15 protein-coding genes are annotated in these 16487 nt (G+C 64.7%); 11 read left to right on the top strand and 4 right to left on the bottom strand.

Translation table 11 applies throughout. The annotated features are described in order from the left end of the window. Positions 1-2 precede the first annotated feature (2 nt). Both ACFOKF_RS07575 and ACFOKF_RS07570 read right to left on the bottom strand, forming a co-directional pair. A complete protein-coding gene (locus ACFOKF_RS07575; RefSeq protein ID WP_380794574.1) occupies positions 3-287 on the bottom strand; it encodes an addiction module antidote protein in 285 nt (94 codons plus the stop codon). Then, the gene (locus tag ACFOKF_RS07570) at positions 284-577 is read right to left on the bottom strand and encodes a type II toxin-antitoxin system RelE/ParE family toxin (RefSeq protein ID WP_380794571.1); all 294 of its coding nucleotides are present in this window, start codon (positions 575-577) and stop codon (positions 284-286) included. The genes ACFOKF_RS07575 and ACFOKF_RS07570 overlap by 4 nt, the downstream gene beginning before the upstream one ends. Positions 578-706: 129 nt before the next feature. Between ACFOKF_RS07570 and astD the strand changes: the two genes are divergently transcribed. The 8 genes from astD to ACFOKF_RS07530 all read left to right on the top strand — a co-directional run bounded on the left by astD (position 707) and on the right by ACFOKF_RS07530 (position 9666). Continuing rightward, positions 707-2137: a succinylglutamate-semialdehyde dehydrogenase gene (gene astD, locus ACFOKF_RS07565; protein ID WP_380794569.1), complete on the top strand. Its 1431-nt coding sequence runs from the start codon at positions 707-709 to the stop codon at positions 2135-2137. 88 nt (positions 2138-2225) lie between these two features. Then, positions 2226-3041, top strand: coding sequence for a uroporphyrinogen-III C-methyltransferase (gene cobA / locus ACFOKF_RS07560; protein ID WP_380794566.1), 816 nt, complete (start codon positions 2226-2228; stop codon positions 3039-3041). Beyond that, positions 3038-3334: a DUF2849 domain-containing protein gene (locus ACFOKF_RS07555; RefSeq protein ID WP_298397409.1), complete on the top strand. Its 297-nt coding sequence runs from the start codon at positions 3038-3040 to the stop codon at positions 3332-3334. The genes cobA and ACFOKF_RS07555 overlap by 4 nt, the downstream gene beginning before the upstream one ends. Positions 3335-3336: 2 nt before the next feature. Next, positions 3337-4968 (top strand): nitrite/sulfite reductase, encoded by a 1632-nt coding sequence (locus ACFOKF_RS07550; protein WP_380794563.1) that lies wholly within the window; start codon positions 3337-3339, stop codon positions 4966-4968. Continuing rightward, positions 4961-5401 (top strand): DUF934 domain-containing protein, encoded by a 441-nt coding sequence (locus ACFOKF_RS07545; RefSeq protein WP_380794560.1) that lies wholly within the window; start codon positions 4961-4963, stop codon positions 5399-5401. Before ACFOKF_RS07550 ends, ACFOKF_RS07545 begins: the two co-directional genes overlap by 8 nt. Then, entirely contained in the window at positions 5394-6179 is a 786-nt protein-coding gene (locus tag ACFOKF_RS07540) for a phosphoadenylyl-sulfate reductase (protein WP_380794558.1), read from the top strand. Before ACFOKF_RS07545 ends, ACFOKF_RS07540 begins: the two co-directional genes overlap by 8 nt. Positions 6180-6503: 324 nt before the next feature. After that, positions 6504-7760: a chloride channel protein gene (locus ACFOKF_RS07535; protein WP_380797707.1), complete on the top strand. Its 1257-nt coding sequence runs from the start codon at positions 6504-6506 to the stop codon at positions 7758-7760. A gap of 97 nt (positions 7761-7857) precedes the next feature. Beyond that, complete coding sequence (locus ACFOKF_RS07530) at positions 7858-9666, top strand: DUF885 domain-containing protein (protein WP_380794555.1); 1809 nt, start codon at positions 7858-7860, stop codon at positions 9664-9666. A 48-nt stretch (positions 9667-9714) separates the two neighbouring features. On the opposite strand, the gene gpmA is transcribed toward ACFOKF_RS07530, so the two are convergent. Beyond that, on the bottom strand, positions 9715-10401 hold the full coding sequence (gene gpmA, locus ACFOKF_RS07525) for a 2,3-diphosphoglycerate-dependent phosphoglycerate mutase (protein WP_380794552.1): 687 nt from the start codon (positions 10399-10401) through the stop codon (positions 9715-9717). A gap of 153 nt (positions 10402-10554) precedes the next feature. Between gpmA and sppA the strand changes: the two genes are divergently transcribed. From sppA to ACFOKF_RS07510, 3 genes are all read left to right on the top strand, one after another. Continuing rightward, entirely contained in the window at positions 10555-12438 is a 1884-nt protein-coding gene (sppA, locus tag ACFOKF_RS07520) for a signal peptide peptidase SppA (protein ID WP_380794549.1), read from the top strand. A 296-nt stretch (positions 12439-12734) separates the two neighbouring features. Further along, a complete protein-coding gene (locus tag ACFOKF_RS07515; protein ID WP_380794546.1) occupies positions 12735-14006 on the top strand; it encodes an ammonium transporter in 1272 nt (423 codons plus the stop codon). A 4-nt stretch (positions 14007-14010) separates the two neighbouring features. After that, complete coding sequence (locus tag ACFOKF_RS07510; RefSeq protein WP_380794543.1) at positions 14011-14856, top strand: glycosyltransferase family A protein; 846 nt, start codon at positions 14011-14013, stop codon at positions 14854-14856. A 151-nt stretch (positions 14857-15007) separates the two neighbouring features. Here the strand turns inward: ACFOKF_RS07510 and ACFOKF_RS07505 are convergent, their stop codons facing one another. Continuing rightward, positions 15008-16339 (bottom strand): MFS transporter, encoded by a 1332-nt coding sequence (locus tag ACFOKF_RS07505; protein ID WP_298401745.1) that lies wholly within the window; start codon positions 16337-16339, stop codon positions 15008-15010. Positions 16340-16487 lie beyond the last annotated feature (148 nt).

Genomic DNA, 16487 nt, shown 5'->3' with positions numbered 1-16487 from the left:
CTTCAGGCCGCAATCGCCAGTCGAACGCCCAACGCCTTCGTGATTTTCAAAAGGGTGTCCAGCGTCGGATTTCCATTATCTCCCAGCGCCTTGTATAGCGCTTCGCGGGTCAGACCTGTTTCCCGGGACAGCGCGGTCATACCCCGCGCGCGCGCAATCGTGCCAAGGGCGGAACGGATTTCCTCCGCCGTGCCATCCTCCAGATAGGCGTCGAGATAAGCGGCGATCTGCTCGGGCGTTTCAAGATAGTCGGCCGCGTCCCATTTTTCCGTCTTGATCGCCATCATTCCAACTCCTTCGCCATCACTCTGGCGCGATCAATATCCGCAGACTGCGATCCCTTGTCTCCCCCGCACAAGAGAAGGATCAGTTCATCGCCGCGCCGTACATAATAGAGCCGATAGCCCGGCCCGAAAAACAGACGCATTTCCATCACGCCGTCGCCGACACTCGCAACATCGCCCAGATTGCCACCGCGTGCCCGCTCAATCCGCTTGAGAATGCGCGCCTTGCCCGCCACATCCCGAAGATTGCGAAGCCAGACGTCAAACTCTTCGGTGCGACGAATTTCGATCACCGCGCCATCCTGACAAGATCACCCTCAAATGTCAACTGCAGTTAACATCCACACCATATGCCGGTGGCGATGGCAGAAACGCTGCCCCCTCGTCATTCCTTAACCATTTTCTGCCAATCCTTTCCCCAAATGGTCGCGCTTACATCCTATGAACCCGCAACCGGCGTCCTGCTCTGGCAAGGCGATCCGGGCGACGTCGATGCGGAGGTGGCGCGCGCCCGCGCCGCCTGGCCCAAATGGGCGGCCCAGCCCATCGCCTATCGCATCGAAACGCTGCGCCGCTTCGTCAATGTCGTGCGCCGGCATGAGGAGGCGCTGACCGATCTGATCGCGCGCGAAACTGGCAAGCCTTTGTGGGACGCGCGCGCCGAAGTCGCCGCCGTCATGGGCAAGGTGGATGTCAGCGTCGCCGCCTATTCCGAACGCACCGGCCAGCGTCGGCTGGAGGCCAATCTGGGCGCGCGCCAGTCCGTCCGGCACAAGCCCCATGGCGTGATGGCGGTGCTTGGCCCCTATAATTTCCCGGCGCACCTGCCCAACGGCCACATCATCCCGGCGCTGCTGGCGGGCAATTCGGTGGTGTTCAAGCCATCGGAAAAAACGCCGGCCGTGGGCGAAATGCTGGTGAAGCTCTATCATGAAGCCGGCGTGCCGACCGATGCGGTGCGACTGCTGATCGGCGGACCGGACACGGGCAAGGCGCTGGCGGCTCATCCCGACGTCGGCGGCCTGTTGTTCACCGGATCGGCCCATAATGGCGTCGCCATCAATCGCCAGTTCGCCACCCAGCCGGGCAAGATCCTGGCGCTGGAAATGGGCGGCAACAACCCGATCGTCGTGTGGGACACGCCGGAAATCCCTGCGGCGGCGGCGATCGTCGTCCAGTCCGCCTTCCTGTCCAGCGGCCAGCGCTGCACCGCCGCCAGCCGGCTGATCGTGCGGGACGGGATCGCCGACCGGCTGATCGCCGAGGTCAAGAAACTGGCCGACCGGCTGATCGTGGACCATCCCCATGCCACCCCCGCCCCCTATATGGGACCGGTGATCGACAATCAGACCGCCGACGGCCTGACCGAAAGTTTCCTCTGGCTGATGAGCCATGGCGGCCGGCCGATCAAACATATGGTCCGCATGCAAAAGGGCCTGCCCTTCCTGAGCCCCGCGATCATCGATGTGACCGCGATGCAGGAACGGCCCGATGTCGAATTGTTCGGTCCGCTGTTGCAGGTGATCCGCGTCGCTGATTTTGGCGAGGCGATCGCGGAGGCCAATAACAGCCGCTACGGCCTGTCCGCATCGCTGATCGGCGGGTCGCCCGAACAATATAACCAGTTCTGGTCGAATATCCGCGCGGGCGTCGTCAACTGGAACCGGCCCACCAATGGCGCCGCCTCCAACGCGCCATTTGGCGGCGTCGGCCTGTCGGGCAATCACCGGCCCAGCGCCTATTATGCCGCCGACTATTGCGCCTATCCGGTGGTGTCGGCGGAGATCGAAACGCCCCGCGCCTCGATCGGCGTGGGCCTTAAAGACATCGACGTCAGCGTGATGGGCGATTGACCAGCCAAGCCACGCAAAAACATTTCCTAATCCCCGCCATACCCATTCTGAATTGAACTCGCGCAACCTATTCGCCATGTGGGCGATCATGGCTGACCATGTATCTTCAACCGTCCATCTGGTGGGGGCGGGACCGGGCGACCCGGACCTGCTGACAGTCAAGGCCGTGCGCCTGATCGGCGCGGCGGATGTGATCGTGCATGACGGGCTGGTGTCGGACGCCATCCTTGCCCTCGCCTCGCCCCATGCCGAACTGATTTCAGTCGCCAAACAGCGCAGCCGCCACTCCATGCCGCAGGAAGGGATCAACGCCCTGCTGGTCGACCTCGCCCGCGAAGGGCGCAGCGTCGTGCGGCTGAAGGGCGGCGATCCGTTCATCTTCGGTCGGGGCGGCGAAGAAGTCGATGCCTGCCGCGCCGCCGGCGTGCCGGTGGACGTGGTGCCGGGCATCAGCGCCGCGATCGGCAGCGCGGCCGCCGCGCAACTCCCCCTCACCCATCGCGCAGCCTCCAGCGCGGTCAGCTTCGTCGCTGGCCAGTGCAAGGGGCTGACCGATCAGGACTGGTCGGGCCTTGCGGGTAAAGGCCGCACGCTCGTTATCTATATGGGCGTCGCCACCGCTGCGGACATTGCCGACAAGCTGATCGCCGATGGCGTGTCGCCGGCGCTGCCCGTCGCGGTGCTGGAAAATGGCACGCGCGCGGACATGCGGACGCTGCGCACCCTGCTCGCCGATCTGGGCGACATGGTGGTGCGCGAAAAGGTGGTGAGCCCCGCGTTGATCGTGGTCGGTGAAGTCGCCGCCCATGCGCTGGCGCAGGACAGCCTGATCGCCTATCGCGATATGGCACTGAATATCGAAGGCCCGGCAACGACCGGACCGGATGGGAAAAGGGTAGAATGAAGATATTGACGGGCAATGACCTGGTGAGCGGCGACGTCATCTGGTGGGCCGGCGACGGCTGGTCGCGGCAGGTTGGCGACAGCGCCGACGTGGGCGACAAGGGCGACGATCTTGCCCGCGCCGAAGAAGCCGCGCTGCGCGTCGTGGGCGCCTATGTGATCGATGCGACCGTCACCGACGAAGGCGTCCGCCCGGCCCATATCAAGGACCGCATTCGCGCCCTTGGCCCAACGGTGCGCCCCGACCTCAATCTCAAACCGAATGACGCCGACGCCGGCAACTGGGTGATCTGACCATGTATCGCTATGACAGCTATGACCAGTCCATCGTCGACGCCCGTGTCGATGAATTTCGCGATCAGGTGCAACGCCGCCTGACCGGCGCCCTGACCGAAGACCAGTTCAAGCCGCTGCGGCTGATGAACGGCCTCTACCTCCAACTCCACGCCTATATGCTGCGCGTCGCCATCCCCTATGGCACGCTGTCGGGCAAGCAGATGCGCAAGCTGGGCGAGATCGCGGCCAAATATGACAAGGGCTATGGCCACTTCACCACGCGCCAGAACCTGCAATATAACTGGATCAAGCTGGCCGATGCGCCCGACATCCTCGCCGAACTGGCGAGCGTCGAGATGCACGCCATCCAGACCAGCGGCAACTGCATCCGCAACATCTCGTCCGACCAATATGCCGGCGTCAGCGCCGACGAGGTGGCGGACCCGCGCCCCTGGGCCGAACTGCTGCGCCAATGGTCCAGCTTCCACCCGGAATTCACCTATCTGCCGCGCAAGTTCAAGATCGCGGTAATCGCGTCGGACGATGATCGCGCGGCGATGCGCCTGCACGATATCGGCCTGAAGCTGGTGTCGAAGGATGGTGTGGTCGGCGCCGAAGTCTATGCCGGTGGTGGCATGGGCCGCACCCCGATGGTCGCGCCGCAGATCCGCGATTTCGTGCCCGAAGAGGAGATCGTCTCCTATCTCGAAGCGTGCCTGCGCGTCTATAATCGCTACGGCCGCCGCGACAACAAATACAAGGCCCGGATCAAGATCCTGGTCCATGAGATCGGCGTCGAGGAATATAAGCGTCAGGTCGAGGAAGAGTTCGCCCATATGCGCGAACTGGGCCTCAATCCGCCGACCGAGGAACTGGACCGCATCCGCGCCTTCTTCGCCAACCCGGCCTATGAAACGGGCCTGAGCGAAGAGATCGACCGTGCCGATCCAGCCTTCGCCCTGTGGGTCGACCGTCAGGTCGCGGCGCACAAGCAGCCCGGCTATGCGATCGTCAACATCAGCCTGAAGCCGCTGACCGGCATTCCCGGCGACGCATCGGCTGAGCAGATCGATCTGGTCGCGACGCTGGCCGAGCAGTACAGCCTCGACGAACTGCGCGTCACCCATGCGCAGAACCTCGTCCTGCCGCATGTGAAGAAGGCGGACCTCTACGCCATCTGGCAGAAGCTAGACGAAGCGGGGCTGGCCGAGGCCAATCTGGACCTTATCACCGACATTATCGCCTGCCCTGGCCTGGATTATTGCGCGCTGGCCAATGCCCGCTCGATCCCGCTGGCGCAGAAGATCGCGCAGCGCTTCGCCGATAATGAGCGTCAGGCCGAACTGGGCGAACTGAAGCTGAAGATTTCGGGCTGCATCAATGCCTGCGGCCATCATCATGCCGGTCATATCGGCATTTTGGGCGTGGACCGGAAGGGCATCGAGAATTTCCAGTTGCTGCTGGGCGGATCGGGCGCAGAGGATGCGTCGCTTGGCCAGATCACCGGCCCCGGCTTCTCGGAGGATGGCGTGGTCGACGCGATCGAGAAGGTCACGGACATTTATCTGGCCGAACGCACCGACGGGGAGCGTTTCCTCGACACCTATCGCCGCATCGGCATGAAGCCCTTCAAGGAGGCGATCTATGGTTGAGTTCCTGTCCTTCCGCGAAGGCGAATCCGCGCAGGAACCGGCCGTCACGGTCGAATCCTTCACCGGCCAGTCCAACGCCACCGCCGTCCGCATCGAACCGGGCGAGGATGCGCGCGAATTGCTGCCCCATCTCGATCGGCTGTCGCTGGTCGAGGTGAACTTCCCGGCCTATGGCGACGGGCGCGGCTATTCGGCTGCGCGCATCCTGCGGGAATCGGGCTATCAGGGCGAATTGCGCGCCGTGGGCGATGTGCTGGTCGATCAGATCAACGCCATGCGCCGCTGCGGCTTCGACAGTTTCCATCCCAACAAGGCGCTGGACGATGCCGCCGTCGACCGCGCGCTCAATCGCTATGCCGACGTCTATCAAAAGGCGATCGATGGCCGCAGCCCCGTCTGGGCAAAGCGGCACCCGGAGAAAATTGATGGCTGAACCTGCCCGCCAGATCGACATTATCGACACCCGCCCCGCCTTCACCCAGGCGGACGCGGATGCGCTCAACGCGCGGTTCGAGGGCGTCGACACCATCACCATGCTCAAGACCGTGTTTGCGGAAGGTCTCGCCGGCAATGTCGCCGTCGTCTCCTCCTTCGGCACGGAAAGCGCGGTGCTGCTCGATCTGGTGGCCAAGGCGGACAGGAATGTCCCCGTCATCTTCGTCGATACGCTCAAGATGTTCGCGGAGACCCTCAACTATCGCGACACGCTCATCGCGCGCTTTGGCTTCACCGACAGCCGCACCGTCGCGCCGATTGCGGACGTGATCGCGAAGAAGGACGAAACCGGCCTGCGCTGGTCCTATGATCCGGACGGCTGCTGCGAAATCCGCAAGGTCGAACCGATGAAGCGCGCGAAGGACGGCCTTGACGCCTGGATTTCGGGGCGCAAGGCGTTCCAGTCGGTCACGCGCCAGAACCTGCCCCGGTTCGAGGTGGAGGATGGCCGGCTGAAGCTCAACCCGCTGGGCGACTGGACCAAGGCCGATCTGGAATCCTATTTCGATCGCGAAAACCTGCCGCGCCACCCGCTGGAGGCGCAGGGCTATCTGTCGATCGGCTGCGAACCCTGCACGTCGAAGGTGATGCCGGGCGAAGACCCGCGCGCGGGTCGCTGGCGCGGCTGGGACAAGGTGGAATGCGGCATCCATTCGCCCGTTTCGCCAGTCCCGGCGGCCGATCCGGAAGATCCGGCGAACCTGCCCGCCTTCTGAGAATCTGTTTGGAAAATGCGCGAAAGAGCGCATTTTCGATGCGGCACCGGCCCGCACCCCCACCCGACCTCCCATCAGGATACCATGTCTGGGCGGTCGGGTGGGGGTGCGGGCCGGCGTCGATGCGCCAGAGGCGCATTGCCAGACAGGCTCCGACATATATTTCTACGGCAAAATAGCCCGGCCGGGGTTCCATGCCCGGCCGGGCATCGCTATGGCACGGCCATCCCGGCCTGATGGGTCGCAGCGCGGGCAGATAATCGACATGGCGGATTTCCGGTGATCGCACAGTTGCGCCTGTACCGGCGGCGATTGCGCATATTGATGCGCCGCCATGGTCCCGAAGCGCTGATCTGGCGGCGACGCATCGCCATATTGGCCGGCGCGGTTCTGGTTGGCCTCACCGCTTTGCTTTTTGCCGAACTGGCCGATCATGCCGGCGCCCTGTTCCGGCGCATGGTCGCATGGTGCTGGTGGTTGCCTTTGATCGTGACCCCGCTGGGCTTTGCCAGCTTCGCCTGGATCACCATGAAGCTGGCGCCCGCCGCCAAGGGATCGGGCATCCCGCAAGTCATCGCCGCCGCCCGCAACCCTGATGAAGGCATGAAGGCGCTGGTGTCGGCGCGCACGGCATTCGTCAAATTCTGGCTGACCATCGGCACGTTGCTGTTCGGCGCATCGGTAGGCCGCGAAGGCCCGACCGTCCAGATCGCCGCCAGCATCATGGGCTATGCCCACCGCATCATGCGCATCCCGTTGCGCGCATCCGTCTTCATCGCCGGCGGCGCGGCCGGCGTTGCGGGCGCATTCAACACCCCGCTGGCCGGCGTCGCCTTCGCCATAGAGGAACTGGCCGCCGCCTATGAACAGCGCATGACCCTGCTGGTGATGGCCGCCGTGCTGATCGCCGGCATGGTCAGCCTGGGGCTGGCGGGCGATTATGTCTATTTCGGCATGATGCGCCAGACGCTCAGCGTCCATGACGCGCTGATCGCAGCGCCGGTGGCCGGCTTTCTGGGCGGCATCGCCGGCGGCCTGTTTTCGCGGCTGATGCTGGCGTCCGGCACAACGACATTCTCCCCGGTCGCATGGCTGCGGGCCCGTCCGGTCCTGATGGCGCTGGCCTGCGGCATGACGGTCGCCATCCTTGGCGTCGTCACCGGCCTTACCTGGGGCACCGGCTATGAAACCGCGCATAATGTGATCAGCGGCGACGATGTGCCGCTCTGGTTCGGCGCGGCGAAATTCCTGTCCACGCTGGCGACCGCCGTGTCGGGCCTGCCCGGCGGCATCTTTGCTCCGTCCCTGTCGGTCGGCGCGGGCATCGGCGACATGCTGCGCAGCCTGTTCCCCACCTATCCGCAGGGCGCGGTGGTGCTGCTGGGCATGGTCGCCTATTTCACCGGCGTCGTGCGCGCGCCGCTCACCGCTGTCATCATCATTTCCGAAACCACCGCCAGCCGGGGCCTGATGATGCCGCTGCTGGCGGCCGCGCTAGTGGCGGATTTTTCGGCCCAACTGGTGAGCAAGGAGCGGCTGTACCACGGCCTTGCCAAGCGGTTCGAACTGCCCCGGCACTAAATCTGTCTCGCTGACGTAACAATATTGCAAGCGGCTGGACGGATCGCCCCCGCCGCGCGATAGAGCTAAGCCATTGTCCGACATAAGGGAGTCGCCAGTGGACCGCCGTCAATTTCTCGCCACATCGGGCGCCGTCGCCCTCACCGCGGCCACGCCCCGCGCCTTTGCGCAGACGGCCGGCGGCGACGATGCGCGCCTGTCCGCCGCCTTCGCGTCCATCTTCGACCGCCAGTTGGACCTGTCGCCCGGCATGGTGACGAGCCTGGGGCTGGACAAGGGCGGCCGCGCCGGCGCGAAGAGCCAGCTCGACGACAACAGCAAGTCTGGCATGATGAAGAAGCTGGCGGCGACGCAGGCGGCGATCAGAGAACTGGATGGCTATAAATCCGCCACCCTCTCCGACGCGCAGCGCCTCAATCTGGATGTCGTCCTCTATGCGCTGGGCCAGCAGACCGTGTCCGCCGGCACATTCGGCCTCAACAGCGTGCAGCGCCCCTATCGCATCTTCCAGCAGGGCGGCAGCTATTTCCAGACACCCGATTTTCTCAACACCGCCCACACCATCAGCGCTGCGTCCGATTGCGAAGCCTATGTCGCCCGGCTCGACGCCTTCGCCCGCAACCTGCGCACCGACACCGCGCTCCAGCGGGATGAAGCGGCGCGCGGCTATCTGGCGCCCGGCTGGTCACTCGACCTGACGCTGGGCCAGTTGAAGAAGCTGCGCGGCCAGCCCGCCGCAGATAGTTCGATTGTCCAGTCCCTCGTAAAGCGCGCCGCCGCCAAAGGCATAGCGGGCGACTGGCAGGGTCAGGCCGTCGCCATCGTGGAGCAATCCATCTATCCCGCGCTCGACCAGCAGATCGCCGCGATTGAAGCGCTCAGGGCCAAGAGCGCGGCGGGTGACGGCGTATGGCGCACCCCGCGCGGCGATGAGATCTACGCCGCCGCGCTCAAGCAGGCGACCACGACGGACCTTAGCGCCGAACAGATCCACGCCATGGGGCTGGAGCAGGTGGCCGCCATCAGCGCGCAACTCGACACGATCCTGAAGGGCGCGGGCCGCAGCAACGGCACGATCGGCGAACGGCTCGCCGCGCTCAATGTCGATCCCGCCCAGCTTTATGCCGACAGCGCGGAAGGGCGCGCCGCCCTGATCGCCCAGCTGAACCGCGACGTCGACGCCATGAAGGCAAAGCTTCCCAATGCCTTCGCGACCATTCCTGACACGGCGCTGGAAATCCGCGCAGTGCCGGTGGAGATTCAGGATGGCGCGTCGAACGGCTATTATAACCGCGCCGCGCTGGATGGATCGCGTCCGGCCATCTACTTCATCAACCTCAAGGATGTCGGCGACTGGCCGAAATATGGCCTGCCCTCGCTCACCTATCATGAAGGCGTGCCGGGCCATCATCTCCAGATTTCGACGGCGCAGACCGCGGGCGACATTCCGATGCTGCGCAAGACCGCTTTCATGAGCGCCTATACCGAAGGCTGGGCGCTCTATGCCGAACAACTGGCGGACGAACTGGGCGGTTATGCGACGCCAATCGACCGGGCCGGCTATCTCCAGTCCTTCCTGTTCCGTGCGGCGCGACTGGTGGTCGACACCGGCATCCACGCGAAGAAATGGAGCCGGGAGCAGGCGACCGACTATATGGTCGAAAAGACCGGCTTTGCCCGCCCGCGCTGCCAGCGGGAAGTGGAGCGTTACTGCACCCAGCCGGGTCAGGCGACCAGCTACAAGGTCGGCCATGGCGTATGGAGCAAAGCCCGCGCCGCGGCCCAGGCGGAACTGGGCGATGCCTTCGATCTCAAGCAGTTCCACGCCATTCTTGAGGAAGGGGCAATGCCTCTGTCGATGCTGGAACAGCGCGTCGCCGCCCGGGCAAAGGCGGCCAAGGGCTAAAAAACCGGAGCGGTGAGCGGCGCGAAGCCGTTCACCGCCTCCTGCCAATCAGCGTTCCGACAGATAATAACGGTCGATCGCGCTCAGATCGTCGGCCAGTTCATAGACGATCGGCTGGCCGGTCGGGATTTCCAGTTCGGTGATTTCGCTGTCCGGGATGTTGGACAGATGCTTCACCAGCGCGCGCAGCGAATTGCCATGGGCGGAAATGACGACGCGCTTGCCGGCCTTCAGGTCGGGCGCGATGGTCGATTCCCAATAGGGCAGCACGCGGGCGATCGTGTCCTTCAGGCTCTCGGTCGACGGAATCGAGATGCCGGCATAGCGGCGGTCGGCCGACAGGTCGAACTCGCTGCCCGCTTCCAGCACCGGCGGCGGAACGTCGAAGCTGCGACGCCAGACCTTCACCTGATCATCGCCATGCTTGGCCGCCGTCTCCGCCTTGTTGAGGCCCGTGAGGCCGCCATAATGGCGTTCATTCAGGCGCCAGTCCTTTTCGACCGGCAGCCACAAACGCCCCATTTCCTCCAGCACGATGTTCAGCGTCTTGATCGCGCGGCTCTGGACCGAAGTATAGCACTGGTCGAAATCCAGCCCCTTTTCCTTCAGCAGCCGTCCGGCGGCGCGCGCTTCCTCCACACCCTTTTCCGTCACATCGACGTCCCACCATCCGGTGAAGCGATTTTCCAGATTCCAGGCCGACTGGCCATGACGGATAAGGACGAGAGTGGGCATGTGGCGCGTCTCCTACACGATAACGGCAAATGATGTGCTTCCCATAACGGGCAAAATCACGGGCGCAAGCTTGTCGCGGACAGATACTGCCCCACATTGCAGCAAAGGCGTCCTTGCGATAGCCAGAAGGTTCAAGATGAAGGAGCAGCCGAGTTGGCATTTGTGAAGGGCGCATGGCGCATATTGGTCGCGATCAAGGATGGCCTCGTCCTCCTCTTCCTCCTGCTCTTCTTTGGCGCGCTCTACGCCGCCCTGTCCTTCTCGCCCAAGCCGGGCAAGACCGTGTCTTCGGGCGCGCTGCTGCTCGATCTGGATGGCAGCATCGTCGAACAACCCACGGAAGTCAGTCCGATGGCGCTGCTCAGCGGGTCCGGGCAGGAACCAAAGGAATATCGCCTGTCCGACGTGGTCGCCGCGCTGGACGCGGCAAAGACCGACAGCAAGGTCAAGGCCGTGGTCCTCAACCTCGACGGTTTCGTCGGCGGCGGTCAGGTCGCGATGGCGCGCGTGGGCAAGGCGCTGGATGCCGTGCGCGCGGCGAAAAAGCCGGTGCTGGCCTATGCCACCCTCTATAGCGACGATGGCTATCAACTGGCCGCCCATGCCAGCGAAATATGGAGCGATCCGCTGGGCGGCGTCGCGATTCTGGGCCGGGGCGGCTCCAATCTTTATTATAAGGGGCTGATCGACAAGTTGGGCGTCAACACCCATGTCTATCGCGTCGGCACCTATAAAAGCTTTGTGGAGCCCTTCACCCGCACGCAGCAGTCGCCCGAAGCCAAACAGGCCAATCAGGCGCTGGCCGGCGCCTTGTGGCAGAATTGGCAGGATGATGTGGTCAAAGCCCGGCCCAAGGCGAAGATCGCCGCCTATGCCGCCAATCCGCTGGCGGCCGCACAGGCCGCAGGGGGCGACATGGCCAAAGCGGCGCTGGCGGCAGGGTTGGTGGATAAACTCGGCGACGAAGCCGCCTTTGGCGAGCATGTCGCGGACATCGCTGGTGAACCAACCGATGACAAGGCCGGCAGCTTCGCCAGCATCGATTTCGATCGTTATGTGAAGGTGAACAAGCCCGCCAATAATGGCCAGATCGGCGTGCTGACCGTAGCCGGCGACATTGTCGATGGCGAAGCCGGTCCCGGCACGGCGGCGGGCGACACCATTTCCGACCTGCTGCTGACCGCCCTCAACGAAAAGGATCTGAAGGCGCTGGTCGTGCGCGTCGATTCGCCGGGCGGATCGGTCATGGCGTCGGAAAAGATTCGCAGCGCCATCATGCAGGCCAAGTCCGCCGGCCTGCCGGTGGTCGTGTCCATGGCCAATGTCGCGGCCAGCGGCGGCTATTGGGTGTCGACGCCGGGCGACGTCATCTTTGCCGAGCCGGACACCATCACCGGATCGATCGGCGTATTCGGCATCATCCCCAGCTTTGAAGGCACGCTGGCGAAGATGGGCATCACCACGGACGGCGTGCGCACCACCCCGCTGTCTGGCCAGCCCGATGTCACCGGCGGCACCACGCCGGAATTTGACCAGATCATGCAATTGGGTGTCGAGGATATTTATCGCCGCTTCACCGGACTGGTCGCGCAATCGCGCCACCGCACCCCGCAACAGATTGACGCCATTGCGCAGGGCCGCGTCTGGGACGGCGGCACCGCCCGCCAGATCGGTCTGGTCGATCGCTTCGGCGGGCTGGAGGACGCCATTGCCGAAGCCGCCCGCCGCGCCAAGATCGACCCGGCAAAGGCGAAGCCCTATTATATCGAGAAGCAGCCCGATAAATTCGCCGAGTTCGTCCAGTCGATCGTCGACCGCCAACAGGATGAGGCCGCCGCGCCGCGCGACATGCTCGCGCGGCAGGCATGGATGCAGCGCGGCTGGGCGATGCAGGCGGTGTCGGACGTGAAGGCGCTGGTCATGGGCGCCGGCGTGCGCGCCGATTGCCTCGAATGCCGGGGCTATGGCGCGCCAAAGCCGCGCAATGCGGCGGAAGAGCGCGGCGTGCTGGCCATGCTGGCGGGGCTGTGGCGATAAAGAGCATTCTGAAGCCGGCTGAATAGTCGGCGACCCGCGGCATGCGGACAGCAAATGGCTCTCAGAGCGAGGTGCTTCGTCCTGCACGATGCCGTTTGCCTGCGCAAATATGGGGAAGCGGCGCGGCGCTTGTCAAACGCCTGCACGATGGCGATCCGCGGCTCATGGCGGTTCACAACATCGGGCGAGCGCCGCCGCTGCTTGCTTATCGAAAACTTTACCAGCCCTGCGCTAGACCGCTGCCAATTCTGACAGCCCTGTTTTAACAGGCCCATGAAAACAGGCAGGTTTCGTTGATGCGCCTTTCCCTTGCCCTTCCCTTCCTCGCCGCGCTGGCCCTGCCCCAGCCTGCCCTTGCGCAGGTGGCGGCTGCCGACAGCGGCGATACGGGGTGGACCATCCTGTGCGCGCTGCTGGTGCTGCTGGCCGCGCTGCCGGGACTGATGCTGCGCCATGCGGGCGGAGTGAATGTGCGCAGCGCGCTGGCGGTGATCGCGCAGGGCGCGGGCGTCGTCGCGACGGCATCCCTGACCTGGGCAATTGCGGGCTACAGCCTTGTCTATGCGCCGGGCGGCGACTGGCTGGGCGGCGGCGCGAACCTGCTGCTCGCCAATCTGGCGCAGCTGCGCGACGGGCTGACCATCCCTGAATCGGCTTTCGTCCTGTTCCAGCTAGCGCTGGCCCTGCTTGCCTGCGCCCTGCTGGTAGGCGCGGTGGCGGAGCGCACGCCGATCGGCTGGTGGCTGCTCTTTACGCCTTTGTGGCTGCTGCTGGTCTATGTGCCGGTCGCCCATGCGGCCTGGGGCGGCGGCTGGCTGGCTGGTCTTGGCGTCATGGATTTTGCCGGCGGGCTGGTGGTGCATGGGCTGGCGGGCTTTTCCGGGCTGGCGCTGGCGCTGATCGCGGGCGCGCGACGGGAGTATTCCGATCCCGGCCATGCGCCGGTGCTGGGCATGGCGGGCGGCGCGCTGCTGTGGATCGGCCTGTCGGGCGTGGTCGGCGGCTGGGCGCTGGGCGCGACCGATGACGCCGCCACCGCCATCCTCAACCATCATTTCGCCGCCTGCGCCGCCGCGCTGACATGGGCCCTGATCGACAAGCTGACGACAAAGCGCAGCAGCGCGACCGGCGTCCTATCCGGCGCGCTGGCCGGCATCGCCGCCATCTCCGCCTCCGCCGCGCTGGTCGGCACTGGCGGGGCGATGCTGATCGGCGTGATCGCGGCCATCATCTGCCGTCTTGGCGCGGCGCTCGTCGGCCGCCGGGTCGATGATGGCGCACAGCTCTTCATCATCCATGGCCTTGGCGGCATGACCGGCGTGCTGCTGCTGCCGCTTTTCGTCCTGCCCTTGCTGGGCGGCGTGGGCTTTGAAGGCGGCATCAGCCTGTCCGGCGCGCTGCTCAGCCAGATCATCGGCGTGATCGTCGTCGCACTTTGGGGCCTGGTCGGCAGCGCCATCGCCGCGCTGATCGTGTCGGTCCTCATCCCGATGCGGGTCAGCGCACAGACCGAGGCCGAAGGGCTGGACGCCGCGCAGCATGGCCAGCAGAGCTGGGACTTCCGCTAGAGCCATGGCCCTGACTGTCGCCATCTTCGCGCATCAGGAGGAACGGCGGATCGGCCTCTGCCTCGCCTCGCTGCCGCTGGACCGGCCGGACACGCTCTTTCATGTGCTGGTGAACGGCACCACCGACGCCACTGTCGAGCGGGCAAAGGCGGCGGCGGGCGCCCGCCCCCATGTGATCGTCCATGACATCGCACAGGGCGGCAAGTCCCGCACCTGGAACCACGCCGTCCATCATCTGCTGACCGGCGCGGAAGACGCCGTCGTCTTCATGGATGGCGACGCGGAAATCACCCCCGGCTCCTTCGACGCGCTGGTGGCGGATCTTGCCGCCCACCCGGACGCCAACGCCTCTGCCGGCATGCCGATGAACGGCCGCATGGCGCAGGTCTATCGTGACGGCTTGAAGGCCGAAGGCGGCCTGTTCGGCGATCTTTATGCGCTATCGGGCCGCTTCGTCGCGGCGATCCGCGCGCGCGGGCTGCGCCTGCCGGACGATCTGATCGGCGACGACGGGCTGGTCGCCGCCTGGGCGCATACCGACCTTAAGGACGACAGCCATTGGGTGCATGACCGGGTGCGCCATTGCGACGGCGCGGGCTTCCTGGCCGAACAGGTCAGCATCGCCCGCCCGTCGACCTGGGCCATGCAATATAAAAGGCTGATCAACTATTCGGTCCGCTTTTTCCAGAACCGGATCGTGTCCGACATCATGACGCGCGAGGGACCATCCGGCCTCCCCGCGCGTCTTGCGAGCCTTTATGCGGACTGGCTGCCCCGCTGGCGTCCGCGCCCCGGCCTGACCGGATGGTTCGACCGAAAGGCGCTTCAGCGCATGCGGGACGCCGCTTAGAGTCTGTTTGGAAAATGCGCGAAAGGGCGCATTTTCGTGGCGGCACCGGCCCGCCCCCCACCCGACCGCCCAGACATGGTATCCTGATGGGTGGTCGGGTGGGGGCGCGGGCCGGTGCGGATGCGCCAAAGGCGCATTTTCAAACAGCCGCTTAACGGTCGCGGCCGGCCAGTTCCTTGTTGATGTAGAGAGCCGCAATCGTCGCGACCGCCCCCGACAACAGATAGATGCCCGACGCCGCCAGCCCGAACTTGACCGACAGCAACAGCGCCAGCAACGGCGCGAAGCCAGCGCCCACCAGCCAGGCAAGGTCGGACGTCAGCGCCGAACTGGTATAGCGCGCCTCAGTCGCGAAGTTGGACGCCACGACGCCCGACGACTGGCCAAAAGACAGGCCCAGCAGCATGAAGCCCAGGATCATGAAGGCCACTTCGCCCAGTTCGCCGCCATTGAGCAGCAGCGGCGCCATCAGCGCGAAGATCGCGATGCCGCCGGCCGACCAGCCCAGCAGCGAACGGCGACCGATCTGGTCGGCGATGAAGCCGGAGACGACGATGGCGAGCAGGCCAACCGATGCGCCGATCATTTCGATGATCAGGAAGCGGTCAAGCGGCTGATCGGTGAACAAGGCGACCCAGCTGAGCGGGAACACCGTCACCATATGGAACAGCGCAAAACTGGCCAGCGGGGCGAAGGCGCCGATGATGATGTTGCGCCCTTCCTTCTTCACCGTCGGGATCACTGGCGAGGGTTGCAGATCCTTCTGTTCGAACAACCGTTCGAATTCATGCGTCACCACGATGCGCAGCCGGGCGAACAGCGCCACGACGTTGATCGCAAAGGCGACGAAGAAGGGATAGCGCCAGCCCCAGTCGAGGAAATCCGCTTCCGTCATGTTCAGGATCGAGAAGGCGAACAGGCCGCTCGCCACCAACAGCGCCAGCGGCGCGCCCAATTGCGGCACCATGGCGTACCAGCCGCGCTGATGCGGCGGCGCGTTAAGCGACAATAGCGAGGCCAGGCCGTCCCAGGTGCCGCCCAGCGCAATGCCCTGCGCCGCCCGCAAAACGATCAGAACGACCGCGGCATAGTGGCCAATCGTTTCATATCCCGGTAGGAAGGCGATGGCGACGGTGGAGCTGCCCAGCAGGAACAGGGCGCCGGTCAATTTCGTGCCGCGGCCATAGCGCCGGTCGATCGCCATGAAGATCAGCGATCCCAGCGGCCGGGTGATGAAGGCGACGGCAAAGATCGCGAAAGAATAAAGGGTGCCGGTCAGCGCATCCACATAGGGAAAGATGAGACTCGGGAACACGATCACCGAGGCGATGGCGTAAACGAAGAAATCGAAAAATTCGGAGGTGCGACCGATGATCACCCCGATGGAAATGTCACCCGGCGCGATGGAATGGTCGCGCGCGTTGATCTTGCGCGCATCATCCTCAAGTGGCGTGGAGGTGAAGGCAATGGCCCCAGAACTCATAGACATCCGCTCCTTGGCAAGGCCACCGGTGCGGTTCTTATATCGTCTGCCAGTGGCCGTGGAATCACAGCATAACAGAAAACACGCAGAGTCTAAGCAGTATCCCATAGTCCAAACATTTTTTGCGTCCGCACACAATTGGACAAAT

The organism is Sphingobium rhizovicinum (genome assembly GCF_042647625.1).
GTDB lineage: Bacteria > Pseudomonadota > Alphaproteobacteria > Sphingomonadales > Sphingomonadaceae > Sphingobium > Sphingobium rhizovicinum.
The sequence above is the reverse complement of the archived record's forward strand: the minus strand, read 5'-3'. Positions and strand labels throughout refer to the sequence as shown.

Coding starts and splice junctions, on each gene's coding strand:
- ACFOKF_RS07545 (WP_380794560.1), top strand. CDS start 4,961: ATGGTTGAGTTCCTGTCCTTCCGCGAAGGCGAATCCGCGCAGGAACCG.
- gpmA (WP_380794552.1), bottom strand. CDS start 10,401: ATGCCCACTCTCGTCCTTATCCGTCATGGCCAGTCGGCCTGGAATCTG.
- ACFOKF_RS07575 (WP_380794574.1), bottom strand. CDS start 287: ATGATGGCGATCAAGACGGAAAAATGGGACGCGGCCGACTATCTTGAA.
- ACFOKF_RS07555 (WP_298397409.1), top strand. CDS start 3,038: ATGAAGATATTGACGGGCAATGACCTGGTGAGCGGCGACGTCATCTGG.
- cobA (WP_380794566.1), top strand. CDS start 2,226: ATGGCTGACCATGTATCTTCAACCGTCCATCTGGTGGGGGCGGGACCG.
- ACFOKF_RS07535 (WP_380797707.1), top strand. CDS start 6,504: ATGCGCCGCCATGGTCCCGAAGCGCTGATCTGGCGGCGACGCATCGCC.
- ACFOKF_RS07550 (WP_380794563.1), top strand. CDS start 3,337: ATGTATCGCTATGACAGCTATGACCAGTCCATCGTCGACGCCCGTGTC.
- ACFOKF_RS07510 (WP_380794543.1), top strand. CDS start 14,011: ATGGCCCTGACTGTCGCCATCTTCGCGCATCAGGAGGAACGGCGGATC.
- ACFOKF_RS07540 (WP_380794558.1), top strand. CDS start 5,394: ATGGCTGAACCTGCCCGCCAGATCGACATTATCGACACCCGCCCCGCC.
- astD (WP_380794569.1), top strand. CDS start 707: ATGGTCGCGCTTACATCCTATGAACCCGCAACCGGCGTCCTGCTCTGG.
- ACFOKF_RS07515 (WP_380794546.1), top strand. CDS start 12,735: ATGCGCCTTTCCCTTGCCCTTCCCTTCCTCGCCGCGCTGGCCCTGCCC.
- ACFOKF_RS07505 (WP_298401745.1), bottom strand. CDS start 16,339: ATGAGTTCTGGGGCCATTGCCTTCACCTCCACGCCACTTGAGGATGAT.